Raw genomic sequence first — 13,431 nt, 5'->3', positions numbered from 1 at the left:
CTTCAGGACGAGCATGGACGGCGGGGACGAGGCGACGCCTAGTCGTCCTCATCCTCCTCCTCCTCGTCATCGTCGTCATAATCCTCATAGTCGTCCTCGAGTATCTCGTTGATCGCCTCGGCGATCAGCTCGAGCTGCTCGGCGGTCGCGGTCAGTTCGGTCGTGTCGCCGTCATCGTCCTCGAACTGGATGCGATAACCGTCCGCATCGGGCTCGACCGTGAAGCGCGAGAATGCACCTGCCATGATGTTTCTCCCTATCCGTCGCCGCCCGAACGCGCAGACGGCCCCGCTTCTCCCTGCGCCATAAAAAAATGGCCGGTGGGAATACCCACCGGCCAGTCGTCCGCAGGAGGAACCCCGTTCAATAATTATAGGCGCGCTCGCCATGCTCGCCGAGGTCGAGCCCTTCATGCTCGACTTCCTCGCTGACGCGCAGTCCGGTGAGCGCCTTGGCGATGAAGATGGCGATGGCGGTGCCGATCGCGGCCCAGACGATGGTGGTGGCAACAGCTTCGACCTGAACGACAAGCTGCGCGCCCATCGCATAGTCGGGCTTGCCCGGGCCGCCGAGCGACGGCGCATAGACGATGCCGGTGCCGATCGCGCCGATCATGCCGCCAATGCCATGGATGCCGAATGCGTCGAGCGAGTCGTCATAGCCGAGCTTGGGCTTGAGCACCGAGACGGCGAAGTAGCAGATCACCGATGCGACGGCGCCGAGCACGATCGCGCCGAACGGACCGGAATTGCCCGCAGCCGGCGTGACGGCGACGAGGCCGGCGATGACGCCCGAGCAGAAGCCCAGCGCCGACGGCTTGTGGCCCGCAAGCTTTTCGGCAAGCATCCAGAAGAGCGCGGCCGACGCGGTGGCGACGAAGGTGTTGATCATCGCAAGCGCGGCCGAGCCATTGGCCTCGAGCGCCGAGCCCGCGTTGAAACCGAACCAGCCCACCCACAGCAGACCCGTGCCGATCCCGGTCATGGTCAGGGAGTGCGGCGGCATCGGCTCCTTCGGATAGCCGAGGCGCTTGCCGAGGATGAGTGCCGCGACCAGCGCGGAGACGCCGGCGTTGATGTGAACGACGGTGCCGCCCGCGAAGTCCAGCGCGCCCTTGGTGAAGAACAGGCCATTGCCCGCCCACACCATGTGCGCGATCGGGAAATAGACGATCGTCAGCCAGACCAGCGCGAAGATCAGCGCGGCCGAGAATTTCAGCCGCTCGACCACCGAGCCGAGAACCAGCGCGATGGTGATCGCCGCGAAGGTCATCTGGAAGCAGATGAAAACATATTCCGGAATGGCGACGCCCGGCGTGAAGGTCGCGGCCGTCGAATCCGGCGTCACGCCCTTCAGGAAGAGCTTGCCGAAGCCGGCGATGAACGGATTGCCGCCGTCACCGAACGCCTCGGTATAACCCCAGCACACCCAGACGATCATCGCCAGCGCGGCAACCGCGCCGACCTGGGTCATCGTCGACAGCATGTTCTTCGCGCGGGTGAGGCCGCCGTAGAAGAGCTGAAGGCCAGGCAGAATCATCGCGAGGACGAGGACGGTCGAGACCATCATCCAGGCGGTGTCGCCCTTGTTCACCGTGGGCGGCGGCGGCGCGGCGGCCGCCGCGTCCTGCGCCCAGGCGGGCATGGCGGCGAAGATGGCGGCACCGAGGCCGACCGCTCCACCGATAAGAAGGTTGCGAGCTTTCATCATTCCCCCTTGTCCTTTCAGAGCGCTGCCTGGTCGGTCTCGCCAGTGCGGATGCGGACCGCCTGTTCGAGATCGAGCACGAAGATCTTGCCGTCGCCGATGGCGCCGGTGTTGGCCGATGACTGGATGGTCTCGACCACGCGCGGAGCAAGGTCGGCGCTGGCGGCGACCTCGATCTTGATCTTCGGCACCATGTTGGTGCTGTATTCGGCGCCGCGGTAGATTTCGGTCTGGCCCTTCTGGCGGCCGAATCCCTTCACCTCGGTGACGGTCATGCCGGCGACGCCGATATCCGACAGCGCCTCGCGCACTTCGTCGAGCTTGAAGGGTTTGATGATGGCGATGACGAGTTTCATTCTGCCTCCCGCTTTTTCCCCGGGAGATTGTTTCGCAAAAGCCGTGCCAGACGCAGGAATGTAAGATTTCTGCTGCGGGTGCGCATTTCATTCGCATCCGCAGCGCCAAATCATTGTGCAATCGCGAAACGATGCCCGTTTTTTGGGCATTCGTGCATTGCAATTCCGTTAGTTGACGGACGGCTCGGATCACGTCAGTGGCGCGAAATACAACTTCTGGACGATATCCGACAGCGCCGGTTAATGTTGCACCTTGATATAGGCGCTTGCCGAACGCGGGGATGAGGGAGAGTGCCGCTTTGAACGCACGTGCGCGGACGATCTGGCTTATCGCGGCCATGCCTGTGCTGCTGCCCCTGCTGTCCGCTTGCTCAGGCGGGCGCGAGAAGCCGGCCCAGCCGACGCCGGAAGCCGGCTATGTCGTGCTCAAGAGCGAAGCGGTGCCGCTGGACATCGAGCTGGCGGGACGCACCAACGCCTATGAGGCTTCGGACGTGCGCCCGCAGGTTTCGGGCGTGGTCCAGGCGCGGCTGTTCAAGGAAGGCAGCATCGTCCACGCCGGCGAGACGCTCTACCGCATCGATCCCAGCCTCTATCGCGCGGCAGTCAACCAGGCGCAGGCCAATCTGTCGAGCGCCGAGGCCAATCGCGAGGCCGCGCAGGCGAAGGCCGAACGCTATCGCCCGCTCGCCGAGATCGAGGCGGTGGCGAAGCAGGACTATACCGACGCGGCGGCGGCGGCGAAGCAGGCGACGGCCGCGATCGCGCAGAATCGCGCGGCGCTGGAAACCGCGCGGATCAACCTGCGCTTCACCACCGTGCCCGCGCCGATCACCGGGCGCATCGGCCGATCGCTCGTCACCACCGGCGCGCTGGTGGTGAGCGGGCAGGCCGATCCGCTGGCGACGATCCAGCGGCTCGACCCGATCTTCGTCGACATCCAGCAATCGAGCGCCGACCTGCTTTCGCTGCGCCGCAGCCTGGCATCGGGCAATGTCGTGCCGTCATCGACCGGCGTGCGGCTAACGCTTGAGGACGGCAGCCAGTATCCGATCGTCGGCACGCTCGAATTTTCCGAAGTGGTGGTCGATCCGACCACCGGCGCGGTGACGCTGCGCGCGCGCTTCGCCAATCCGCAGGGGCTGCTGCTGCCGGGCATGTATGTCCGCGCGCACCTGTCGCAGGCGACGACAACCAACGGCATCCTGATCCCGCAACAAGGCGTGATGCGCGATCCGAAGGGCAAGGCAACGGTCATGCTGGTGGGCGTGGATGGCAAGGCCGAACTGCGCGACGTCACTGCAACGCGCACCATCGGCGACAAATGGCTCGTCACCGAAGGCGTGAAGCCAGGCGACAAGGTGATCACCGAGGGGCTGGGCAAGATCAAGCCTGGCCAGGCGATCAAGCCCGTGCCGGCGGGATCGAAGCCCGCGCCGCCGCCTGCGGGGCATGGCGACGCGCAGGGTTCCGGGGGCCGCCGCTAAACGATGCTGTCGCGCATCTTCATCGACCGCCCCATCTTCGCATGGGTGATCGCGATCGTGATCATGCTGCTCGGCATCGGCGGCATCATCGCGCTGCCCGTCGAGCAATATCCCGACATTGCGCCGCCATCAGTCAACATCCGCGCGTCCTATCCGGGCGCATCGGCCGACACGCTGGAAAGCAGCGTCACCCAGATCATCGAGCAACAGCTGACCGGCATTGACGGGCTGATCTACTTCCAGGCGAGCTCGAGCTCGGCGGGATCGGTCAACGTCACCGTGACCTTCCAGAAGGGCACCGATCCGGACATCGCGCAGGTGCAGGTGCAGAACAAGGTGCAGCAGGCGCTGCCCCGCCTGCCCCAGCAGGTACAGCAGCAGGGGCTGGTGGTCACCAAGTCCAACGCCGACTTCCTGATGGTCATCTCGATCTTCGACGAGACCGACCGGATGACGAGCCAGGACGTCAGCGACTATCTGGTGTCCAACCTGCAGGACCAGATCGGCCGTCTCGAAGGCGTCGGCGACATCAACGTGTTCGGCGCGCAATATGCGATGCGCATCTGGCTCGATCCGTTCAAGCTCAACACCTATCAGCTGATGCCGAGCGACGTGATCAGTGCGATCCAGGCGCAGAATGCGCAGGTCGCCGCCGGCCAGATCGGCGCCCAGCCGTCGCCCGCCACCCAGATGCTGAACGCGGTCGTCACCGCGCGGTCGCGCCTGACCAATGCCGAGCAGTTCCGCAACATCATCCTCAAGACCCAGCCCGACGGGTCGCGAGTGCTGTTGAAGGATGTCGCGCGCGTCGAGCTGGGCAGCGAGAGCTACACCAACACCAGCCGGCTCAACGGGCATCCGGGCGCAGGCATCGCCATCCAGCTCGCCCCCGGCGCCGACGCGCTCAAGACCGCCGAACTCGTCCGCAAGGACATCGTCGAGCGCGCCAAGGGCTTTCCTCCCGGCCTGACCTATGCCTTCCCCAACGACAGCACCGCCTTCATCAAGCTGTCGATCGAGGAAGTGATCAAGACGCTGGTCGAGGCGATCATCCTCGTCGTCCTCGTCATGTTCCTCTTCCTGCAGAGCTGGCGCGCGACGCTGATCCCCGCGATCGCGGTGCCGGTAGTGCTGCTCGGCACCTTCGGCATCCTCGCCGCCGCCGGATTCTCGATCAACACGCTGACGCTGTTCGGGCTGGTGCTCGCCATCGGCCTGCTCGTCGACGACGCGATCGTCGTGGTCGAGAATGTCGAGCGCGTGATGGAGGAAGAGCCCGACCTGACGCCGCGCGAAGCGACGATCAAGTCGATGGGCGAGATCCAGATGGCGCTGATCGCGATCGCGCTCGTGCTGTCGGCGGTGTTCCTGCCCATGGCCTTCTTCGGCGGATCGACGGGCGTCATCTACAAGCAATTCTCGATCACCATCGTGTCCTCGATGGTCCTGTCGGTGATCGTCGCGCAGGTTCTGTCGCCGGCGCTCGCCGCGACGCTGCTCAAGCGCAAGGACAAGAACGCGCACTATAAGAGCCCGATCGTCGCCAAGGCGCACGCCTTCGGCGATCGCTTCAACGACTGGTTCGCGCGCACCTCCGAGCGTTATCGCAGCGCGGTTTCGGTGACCGTCGCGCGCCTGCCGTTCATGCTGATCGGCTATGCGCTGATCGTGGCGCTGCTGATCTTCGTCTTCGTGCGGCTGCCGACCAGCTTCCTCCCCGTCGAGGATCAGGGCATCGCGCAGATCCAGTATACGCTGCCCCCCGGCGCAACGCAGGCGCGCACGCTGCAGGCGGCGAAGGCGATCGAGGATTATTTCCTCACCAAGGAAAAGCAGAATGTCGCCGCCATCTACACGGTGAGCGGATCGAGCCAGCAGGGCACCGGCCAGAATGCCGGGCGCGGCTTCATGTCGCTTGCGCCATGGGATGAACGCCACGGGACGGAGAACAGCGCGCAGACGATCACGCGGCGGGCAACGCGCGCACTGTCGACACTGCGCGACGTGCAGTTCTTCGCGCTCAATCCGCCGCCGGTTCGCGGCCTTGGCCAGTCGAGCGGCTTCACGCTTGAGCTACTCAACACCGGTGGCCTGACCAGCGACGAGTTCAAGGCGCGGCGCGACGCGCTGCTCGCCGCCGCCAGCAGCGATCCCGAACTGTCCTCGGTGCGCCTCAACAGCCTCGCCGACACGCCATCGCTTTCAGTGCAGGTCGATCAGGCGAAGGTCGGTGCGCTCGGCATCTCCCAGGCCAGCGTCGACAATACGTTGTCGGCCGCGTGGGGCGGCACCTATGTCAACGACTTCGTCGATCGCGGTCGCGTGAAGCGCGTCTATGTGCAGGGCGACGCACCTTATCGCAGCCGACCCGAGGATCTGGGCAACTGGTATGTCCGCACCTCGACCGGGACGATGGCGCCCTTCTCGGCCTTCGCGACGACAAGCTGGGTGCAGACGCCCAATGTGCTCCAACGCTTCAACGGCTTCTCCTCCTACGAATTCCAGGGCGACGCCGCGCAGGGCAAAAGCTCGGGCGACGCGATGAAGCGGATCGCCGAACTCGCCGCCGAGCAGCCCGGCGTGTCGGTGGCGTGGAGCGGACTTTCCTATCAGGAACGGCTTTCGGGCGGGCAGGCGCCTTTGCTCTACGCGTTGTCGCTGCTCGTCATCTTCCTCTGCCTCGCGGCGCTTTATGAAAGCTGGTCGGTGCCCTTCGCGGTGATGCTCGTCATCCCCCTCGGCCTGATCGGCGCGACGCTGGCGGTGCTGCTGCGCGGGCTGACCAACGACATTTATTTCCAGGTCGGCTTGCTCACCACCATGGGCCTCGCCGCGAAGAATGCGATCCTGATCGTCGAGTTCGCCGAACTGGCCGAGCGCGAGGGGCGCAGCCCGCTCGACGCCGCGCTCGAGGCGGCGCGCATCCGCCTGCGCCCGATCATCATGACCAGCCTCGCCTTCATGTTCGGCGTCATCCCGCTCGCCATCTCGACGGGCGCGGGCGCGCAGAGCCGGATCGAGATCGGCACGGCGGTGCTGGGGGGCATGCTGACCGCGACGCTGCTCGCCATCTTCTATGTGCCTTTGTTCTTCGTGCTCGTTCGCCGCGTGTTCAAGGGCAAGCTCCACCCCCTGCCCGACGCAAGGCCCGCGGAGGGCACGGCGTGAAGCGGCTGACCGCGCTCGGCGCGCTTGCGCTGCTCGGCGGCTGCAACATGCAGCCGACCTACAACCGCCCTGCGCCGGCGGTTCCGCAGGGCTGGCCGGCGGGCGACGCCTATCTGCGCCAGAGCGAGGCGGCGCTGCCCGCCGTCAGCTATCGTGACATCTTCCGCGATCCGCATCTGCAGGCGATCATCGAACGCGCCCTTGCCAGCAATCAGGATCTGCGGGTCGCACTCGCCAATGTCGCCTCGGCCCGCGCGCAGACGCGCGTCGCCAAGGCCGACATATTTCCCCAGATCAACGGCACCGGACGATCGACGACGACCCATAGCGGCGCGCTGTCGAGCAACGCGACGCCCGGCGGCGGCGGGCAGACGAGCCGCAACTATGCCGTGCAGGCGGGGATCAGCAGCTTCGAGATCGACCTGTTCGGCCGCCTCCAGAGCCTGAGCGACGCCGCCTTCGACGAATATCTGGGCACCGAGGCGGCGCTGCGCGCGGCGCGCCTGACGCTCGTGGCCGAAGTCGCCAACGCCTATCTCACGCTCGCTTCGGACCGTAGCCTGCTGGCGATCGCTACCGATACCGAGGCAAGCGCGGCGCGCAGCGTCGAGCTGACCGGCGCACGGCTGAAAGGCGGCATCGCACCGCGCACCGACCTGCGCCAGGCCGAGACGATCCTCGAACAGGCGCACGCCGACAAGGCGCAGTTGACCGCACAGATCGCGCAGGATCGCAACGCGCTCGAGCTGCTCGTCGGCGCGAAGGTCGACGACGGCAATCTCCCCCCGTCGATCGAGGCGGTCGACGGATTGCTGAGCGAACTGCCGGCGGGCCTCGATTCGCAGATATTGCTGCGCCGGCCGGACGTGGTTCAGGCCGAATATGGGCTGCGCGCGGCCAACGCCCGGATCGGCGCGGCGCGTGCCGCCTTCTTCCCGACGATCACGCTCACCTCATTCGCCGGGCTGGCGAGCAGCACGCTGTCCAACCTGTTCACCGGCGGCGCCTTCTCCTGGCAGGTGGCGCCGCAGGCGACGCTGCCGATCTTCGACGCCGGCCGGAACGCCGGCAATCTGCAATATGCCAAGGCGCAGCGCGATCTTGCGACCGCGCAATATCAGAAGGCGATCCAGAGCGCCTTCACCGACGTGGCCGATGCGCTCGCGCGGCGGGGGACGATCGACGATCAGTATAAGGCCAACAGCGCCTCGGTCGACGCCGCGAGCGATACGCTGACGCTGACCGACGCGCTCTACAAGCATGGGATCAATTCCTATCTCGACCTGCTCGTCGCGCAACGCACGCTTTACCAGTCGCGCCAGACGCTGGCGGGGACGCGGCTGACCCGTGCGCTCAACCTCGTCGCGCTCTATCGCTCGCTCGGCGGCGACCAGCTTGTCGACGATATGGCCCCGCCGAGGCGCTGAGCGGCGGGATATTCGCGGCGGGCCAAGCTGGCGACAACGCGCAAGGGCGAGTAAAGCGAGCCTAATGAAAGTCCCCGAAGACCAGGTCGCACTGGCACGCATCCTCGAACAACGCGGGCTGGCCGATCCGGCGGCGATCGACGCTGCGGCGGCCGGGGGCGAGCGAATCGCGATCGCGCTGGTGCGCGGCGGGCATGTCGAAGCGCAGGCGATGGCGGAGGCCGTGGCCGCGACCACGGGGACTATGGTGATAGAGCCGAAGGCGCCGGTCGCCGCCGGCGAGGTATCGCGCTCTTTCCTTATCGACCGCCTCGCATTGCCGCAGGGGCATGAGGAAGGTCGGCTGATCGTCGCCATGGCCGATCCGACGGACAGCGAAACGCTCGCCGGAATCGCCTTTGCCAGCGGCACGCCGGTTTCCGCGCGCACCGCTTCGGTCGAGGCCATCGAACAGGCGCTGGATATTGCACGGCCCGCCATGGCGGGTTCGGGTTCGGCCTATCGATCGACGGTGATCGACGAAGGCGGTGCGGCACGCACCGTCACCGTCGTCGCATCAGACCGGGCGGCGGCGCAGCGATCGCTCCACAAGGACGGGCTTACGCCGGTATCCATGGGGCATGGCGAACCCAGCCTTGCGCAGCGCCTGATCAACGCCTGGGCACCGGGCGGCGATGCCGAGGCGGCGCTGATCGAGCAGATCGGGCTGGCGCGCGGCCGCGCCCGCGACCTGAATGCCGCGCTCGCCATCGTGAAGGCGGGTCCGCTGCCCGCCGCCCAGAAAAGCGCGATCGACCGCATCGCCGCGCGCGGCCCCACCGATCCGATCGGCGCGATCGCGGCCGAGCCCGGCCTGCCTGCAACGACGCGCGACCTGCTGACCGGCGCCGCCGATCAGGGCGCCATGCTGATCGCCATCGCCGAGACGATGCGCGCGCGCGAGGCATTGCACGTCGCCGCGCGCAGCCCCGTCGTGCCGGCGGCCTGCTGGTTTATCGGCGCGGTGACGATCCTGCTTTTCGCCGGCGCGTATCTGGCTGCGGGCATCGCGGTGCTCGCCGGGGCGATCGTCGCACTGCGCGTGGACCGGGGGCTGCGTGGTGCTATCGCTGCTGCCGATTCGGCGGCGCTGGCCGCCACGACGGGCGAGGGCGAACGGCGGGCCATGGCGGCGCGGTTGGCGCGAGCCGCGCGGACGATGGCGCTGCGCATGGGCACGCAGGCGCAGGCCGGCGCGATTGCGCTGTTCGCGATCGCAACGATCGTCGGGATGCGCGGGTGAATTTCGCGGGCTGGATCGACGCGCTGGCAGGCCGGCTGACTCCGCGCGCCGAGCGCAACGGACGCGACATGGCTCTCGCGCCGGGCGAAATACCCAAGCCCTCCGGGCCGGATCGGCTCAGCCTGGGCGAAGCCGACAGCTTCGTCGCGACGGCACGGTTGCGGCCGGGCGAGACAATCGCCCAGGCGATCGGCCGGCTCGCCCCCATCGCGCCCGTTGAACTGATCTGGAAAGCGCACCGAGCGCGCGGCCCGCAGGGCGCGCGCCTGCTGCATGTCGCAATGGCGCGCCGGTCGCGAATCGATGCGATATTGGCGACATATCCCAAAGCGCCCGAGGCAAGGCCGACGATCGGGGTGGCGCGCGGCGGAAACCTGACGATCCTCGTCACGGGCGGCGCGGGATCGAGCCCGGCGGCGCGCGCGACGGTGAGGGCGCTTCTCGCCGCGTTCGCCCTGCTGCTCACCATCCCGATGACGACGTGGGCGGGCGCGAAACTGCTGACGCTGCGCGAGGCGCGCGCGGCACAGGCAGCGGAAGCGCAGGGCGGCGGCGCACTCGCCGCAAAGCGCCAGGCGGACACGACCGTCGCACTCGCTGTGCAGCTACGCCCTGCGCTGGAACGCGAAAGCACGGGCGCGTTGATCGAGAAACTCACTAAGGCGCTGCCAGACGGCGCGCGGCTCGCCACGCTCGACGAAGCCGCCGATGGAAAGCTGGTCGTGGAGGTCGATTCGAACGACCCGGATCCGGTGCGCGCGGCCCTTGCGCCGCTGGAGCTGAAGGCGACCGCACAGCGCGCGGTCACCGATCGCGGGATTCGCAGCCGTTTCGAGGGGCGGATATGACACGGCCCTTCGCGATATTGGGCGCGTTGCTCATCGTCTGGCTGGGCGCGATGCTGCTGCTTGCCCAGCAGGCGCGCGAGGCGACGGGGGCGCTGGCGGCGGCGCGGCAACAACGGGCGGCGCTCGGCGCGGTCGCGACCGCGCCGGAGGCGTTGACCATCCGCTGGCCGGCGGCGCTGACCGCGCCCGCCGCGAGCGGCGATGCGGCGTTGAAGGATGCCGCCGATCGCGTTCGATCGATGGGGCGCATCGTCACCATCGACGGCCTCGACCCCGTCGACGGCGGCGATCCGGCGCTGGTCGCGCTGCACATCACCGCGCATGGCGATGCCGCGTCGATCCTCCGTTTCGTCGGGCGGCTGGAAAGCGCGCGGCCGGGATTCCGCTTTGCGGCGATCAGGATGACGCGTGACGACGCGGCGGGCGGGCTGACGCTCGACGGGCAGCTCGTCGCTTTCTGGCAGGCGCGATGAAGCAGGAACGCACGCCTTTCGTGATCCTGGGGCTGGCGGCGCTGGCGGCCGTTGGCGCGCCGGCGCTGCTGCTGATGCCGCGACACATGCCGGCCTCCGCGGTTCAACCGGCCGCGCCGGCCGAAAGGATGCAGCCGATCGTCGTCCCCGATGCGCCCCAGATGGGCGATATCGTTGCGCGCAAGCCCTTTGGCGACGCCAAACCGCAGGCGACGCCGACGCCCGAGGCCATCGACGAAGGCAATGAGGGACCCGACCTTGCGGGGATCGTCGGGCGCTTCCCGCGCCATGCGAGCGCGATGGTGCGGATCGGGCGCGGCAAGACGCGGACGCTGTCGCCCGGGCAGAGCATCGACGGATGGAAGCTGGTGAGCCTGACGCCGACGCGCGCGACCTTCCGGCGCGGCGACCGGCGCGTGGTGCGACGCGTCAACTAGGGCGCGGCAGCGTGACGCTGCCCGTTGTAGGAAATGGCGGAAAAGCGCGATTCCTGCTCTCGGAAGTTGACAAAGTTGAGAGGCTGGAGCGCTTTTCTCAACTTGCGAACGCGGACGATGTCGGCGGACCGGCGCCCGCCGACTGCCTAGCATCGCAGCACCGCTGTAGGACAGGCTTCAGTAGATTCCGTCGATCTCGAGCGTCAGGCGCGCGGGCGGCGGGGTGAGCAGCAGGCTGCGGCTGCGCGCCAGCGCGGCCTCGTCGCCCTGCAGACGGCCATATTTGGCCTTCGCCGCCGCGACCGCGGCCGCCGTGTCGCGCAGGATCGTCGGGCGCAGGAAGACGAACAGGGTCCGCTTCGTCTGGCTTTCCTTGCGCGACTTGAACAACTCGCCGAGCAACGGAACGTCGCCGATCACGGGCACCTTGTTGCGCGTCGAACTGCGATCGTCGGTGATGAGGCCGCCGAGCACGATCGTCTCGCCATTGTCGGCGAGCACCGTCGTCTGGATGCTGCGGCGGTTGGTGACGAGGTCGGCCGCGCCGGTGACGCCGTTGGTCAGCGCCGAGACTTCCTGGCTGACCTCGAGCTTCACGACATTGCCCGAATTGACGCGCGGCACGACGCGCAGCGTGATGCCGACATCCTGGCGCTCGATCGTGGTGAAAGGCGTCGTCGTGTTGCCGTCGGTCGCATAGCTGCCGGTGCGGAAGGGCACATTCTGGCCCACGACGATCTCCGCCGGCTCGTTGTCGAGCGTGGTGAGGCTGGGCGTCGAGAGCAGGTTGGCCTTGGTCGAACTGCCGAGCGCCTGCACGAGCACGCGGAAATTATCGTTGCCGAGGTTGAGATTGAGGCCGTTGCCGATCCCCGCCGCCGCCGGCGAGCCGAGTGCCGCCAGCAAAGTCTTCAACGGTACGTCGACCGTCGAGAAATTGGTCGCCGCGCCATTGCCGATGCCTTCGGGCGCGGCCGAGCCGACGCCGAACTGGACCCCGAGCTGCTCGGCCTCGTCGCCGGTGATCTCGACGATCGCAGCCTCGATCATCACCTGCGGGCGGCGCACGTCGAGCTCGCTGATCAACGGTTCGATCTGCGCGATGGCCGATGGCGTGCCGCGCACGACGATGGCGTTGATCTCCGACGCGGGCTGGACGGCGAGATCGGGCGTCGAGAATCCGGCGGGTGCGGCTTCGCTGCCCGTGCCCGATCCACTGCCCGACTTGCCGCTGTTCGCGATGCTGCTGGCGAGCGATCCGCTAAGCTGGGCGGGGACCGATCCGGTGCCCGTCTGACCCGCGCCGATCTTGCTGTTGTTGTTGAGGCCGGCGCCGAAGCGCGACGAGGAGAGCGAGCGCGCGACGGGATTGGTCGCCGACTGGCCGCCTTCGCCCAATACGCCCTGCAGCACCGCCGTCACCGATTCGGCGTCGCTGTTGCTGAGCCGGAAAACGCGCGTCGTCGGCGTCGCGCCGCCCGGCTGGTCGAGCGAGGAGGCGATGCGCCGCGCCTCGCGCATCGCAGTGGGCTCGCCACGGACGATGACGACGTTCGAGCGCTGATCGGACGCGATGCGCGGGCCGCCCTGCGCGCCGTCGCCAAGCACGGTGCGCAGCGCGTTGGCGACATCCTCGGCCGTCGCATATTTGAGGCTGATCGCCTGGAATTCTGGCCCCTGACCGCCATCGATCGCCGCCGCCAGCGATTCGATGCGGCGAACATTCTCGGCATAGTCAGTGACGACGATCGCGTTGGGCGAGGTGATCGCCTCGACGCTGCCGAACTGCGCGACGAGGGGGCGGAAGACGCGGACCGCCTGATCGGGGGCGAGGCTGCGCAGACGGATGAGGCGCGTGACGACTTCGGCGCCCGTCCCGCGCGCGCGGATGCCGCCGTCGCGCACGGCATTGGCCTGGCTGACGATCCGCCAGCTGCGCCCGCTCTGCACCGCCGCATAGCCCTGCGCGCGCAATACCGACTGGAAGAGCTGCCACACGCCGTCGGGGCTGAGCGGCGTTGCCGACGTGACCGTCACCGTGCCGCGCACGGCGGGATCGAGGATCAGCGTGCGCCCGGTGATGCGCGAAATCTGTTCGGCAACATCGGCGATATCGACTTCGCGCATGTTGACGACGACGTCGCCGCGCGAATCGGGATCGGCCTGCGCCAGCAGCGGGGCAGGGAGCGCCAGCGAGACGGCCAGCGCCGTCGACAGCAGCCCTTTGCAAACGGACATGATCCCCC

At 67.7% G+C, this 13,431-nt stretch carries 11 protein-coding genes; 7 read left to right on the top strand and 4 right to left on the bottom strand.

Features of this window, described 5'->3' with window-relative positions:
* Nucleotides 1–38: 38 nt before the first annotated feature.
* The 3 genes from AC3WT0_RS06815 to AC3WT0_RS06805 all read right to left on the bottom strand — a co-directional run bounded on the left by AC3WT0_RS06815 (nucleotide 39) and on the right by AC3WT0_RS06805 (nucleotide 2,063).
* The gene (locus AC3WT0_RS06815) at nucleotides 39–245 is read right to left on the bottom strand and encodes a hypothetical protein (protein WP_492752450.1); all 207 of its coding nucleotides are present in this window, start codon (nucleotides 243–245) and stop codon (nucleotides 39–41) included.
* 118 nt (nucleotides 246–363) lie between these two features.
* Nucleotides 364–1,707 carry an ammonium transporter gene (locus AC3WT0_RS06810; RefSeq protein WP_492752448.1) on the bottom strand — a complete coding sequence of 448 codons (1,344 nt, stop codon included), beginning with the start codon at nucleotides 1,705–1,707 and terminating at the stop codon, nucleotides 364–366.
* Nucleotides 1,708–1,724: 17 nt separating this feature from the next.
* Nucleotides 1,725–2,063: a P-II family nitrogen regulator gene (locus AC3WT0_RS06805; protein ID WP_492752444.1), complete on the bottom strand. Its 339-nt coding sequence runs from the start codon at nucleotides 2,061–2,063 to the stop codon at nucleotides 1,725–1,727.
* A gap of 338 nt (nucleotides 2,064–2,401) precedes the next feature.
* Between AC3WT0_RS06805 and AC3WT0_RS06800 the strand changes: the two genes are divergently transcribed.
* The 7 genes from AC3WT0_RS06800 (at nucleotide 2,402) to AC3WT0_RS06770 (ending at nucleotide 11,185) form a co-directional block, all read left to right on the top strand.
* Entirely contained in the window at nucleotides 2,402–3,550 is a 1,149-nt protein-coding gene (locus AC3WT0_RS06800) for an efflux RND transporter periplasmic adaptor subunit (RefSeq protein WP_492752565.1), read from the top strand.
* A 3-nt stretch (nucleotides 3,551–3,553) separates the two neighbouring features.
* The gene (locus AC3WT0_RS06795) at nucleotides 3,554–6,718 is read left to right on the top strand and encodes an efflux RND transporter permease subunit (protein ID WP_492752441.1); all 3,165 of its coding nucleotides are present in this window, start codon (nucleotides 3,554–3,556) and stop codon (nucleotides 6,716–6,718) included.
* Complete coding sequence (locus AC3WT0_RS06790) at nucleotides 6,715–8,145, top strand: efflux transporter outer membrane subunit (protein ID WP_492752440.1); 1,431 nt, start codon at nucleotides 6,715–6,717, stop codon at nucleotides 8,143–8,145. The genes AC3WT0_RS06795 and AC3WT0_RS06790 overlap by 4 nt, the downstream gene beginning before the upstream one ends.
* A 64-nt stretch (nucleotides 8,146–8,209) precedes the next feature.
* A complete protein-coding gene (locus tag AC3WT0_RS06785; RefSeq protein ID WP_492752439.1) occupies nucleotides 8,210–9,427 on the top strand; it encodes a GspE/PulE/PilB domain-containing protein in 1,218 nt (405 codons plus the stop codon).
* Nucleotides 9,424–10,275 (top strand): hypothetical protein, encoded by an 852-nt coding sequence (locus AC3WT0_RS06780; protein ID WP_492752437.1) that lies wholly within the window; start codon nucleotides 9,424–9,426, stop codon nucleotides 10,273–10,275. The genes AC3WT0_RS06785 and AC3WT0_RS06780 overlap by 4 nt, the downstream gene beginning before the upstream one ends.
* Entirely contained in the window at nucleotides 10,272–10,748 is a 477-nt protein-coding gene (locus AC3WT0_RS06775) for a hypothetical protein (RefSeq protein WP_492752436.1), read from the top strand. Before AC3WT0_RS06780 ends, AC3WT0_RS06775 begins: the two co-directional genes overlap by 4 nt.
* Entirely contained in the window at nucleotides 10,745–11,185 is a 441-nt protein-coding gene (locus AC3WT0_RS06770) for a hypothetical protein (RefSeq protein WP_492752434.1), read from the top strand. The genes AC3WT0_RS06775 and AC3WT0_RS06770 overlap by 4 nt, the downstream gene beginning before the upstream one ends.
* A gap of 177 nt (nucleotides 11,186–11,362) precedes the next feature.
* Here AC3WT0_RS06770 and gspD read toward each other — a convergent pair whose 3' ends face one another.
* Nucleotides 11,363–13,423 (bottom strand): type II secretion system secretin GspD, encoded by a 2,061-nt coding sequence (gspD, locus tag AC3WT0_RS06765; protein ID WP_492752433.1) that lies wholly within the window; start codon nucleotides 13,421–13,423, stop codon nucleotides 11,363–11,365.
* Between the last annotated feature and the right edge of the window lie 8 nt (nucleotides 13,424–13,431).

It is taken from the genome of Sphingomonas sp. EU05-FHT14C10 (genome assembly GCF_058790595.1).
Note: the sequence above shows the minus strand (reverse complement) of the source record. Positions and strands in the feature narration are given on the sequence as shown.

Coding starts and splice junctions, on each gene's coding strand:
- AC3WT0_RS06800 (WP_492752565.1), top strand. CDS start 2,402: ATGCCTGTGCTGCTGCCCCTGCTGTCCGCTTGCTCAGGCGGGCGCGAG.
- AC3WT0_RS06805 (WP_492752444.1), bottom strand. CDS start 2,063: ATGAAACTCGTCATCGCCATCATCAAACCCTTCAAGCTCGACGAAGTG.
- AC3WT0_RS06770 (WP_492752434.1), top strand. CDS start 10,745: ATGAAGCAGGAACGCACGCCTTTCGTGATCCTGGGGCTGGCGGCGCTG.
- AC3WT0_RS06810 (WP_492752448.1), bottom strand. CDS start 1,707: ATGAAAGCTCGCAACCTTCTTATCGGTGGAGCGGTCGGCCTCGGTGCC.
- gspD (WP_492752433.1), bottom strand. CDS start 13,423: ATGTCCGTTTGCAAAGGGCTGCTGTCGACGGCGCTGGCCGTCTCGCTG.
- AC3WT0_RS06785 (WP_492752439.1), top strand. CDS start 8,210: ATGAAAGTCCCCGAAGACCAGGTCGCACTGGCACGCATCCTCGAACAA.
- AC3WT0_RS06815 (WP_492752450.1), bottom strand. CDS start 245: ATGGCAGGTGCATTCTCGCGCTTCACGGTCGAGCCCGATGCGGACGGT.
- AC3WT0_RS06795 (WP_492752441.1), top strand. CDS start 3,554: ATGCTGTCGCGCATCTTCATCGACCGCCCCATCTTCGCATGGGTGATC.
- AC3WT0_RS06775 (WP_492752436.1), top strand. CDS start 10,272: ATGACACGGCCCTTCGCGATATTGGGCGCGTTGCTCATCGTCTGGCTG.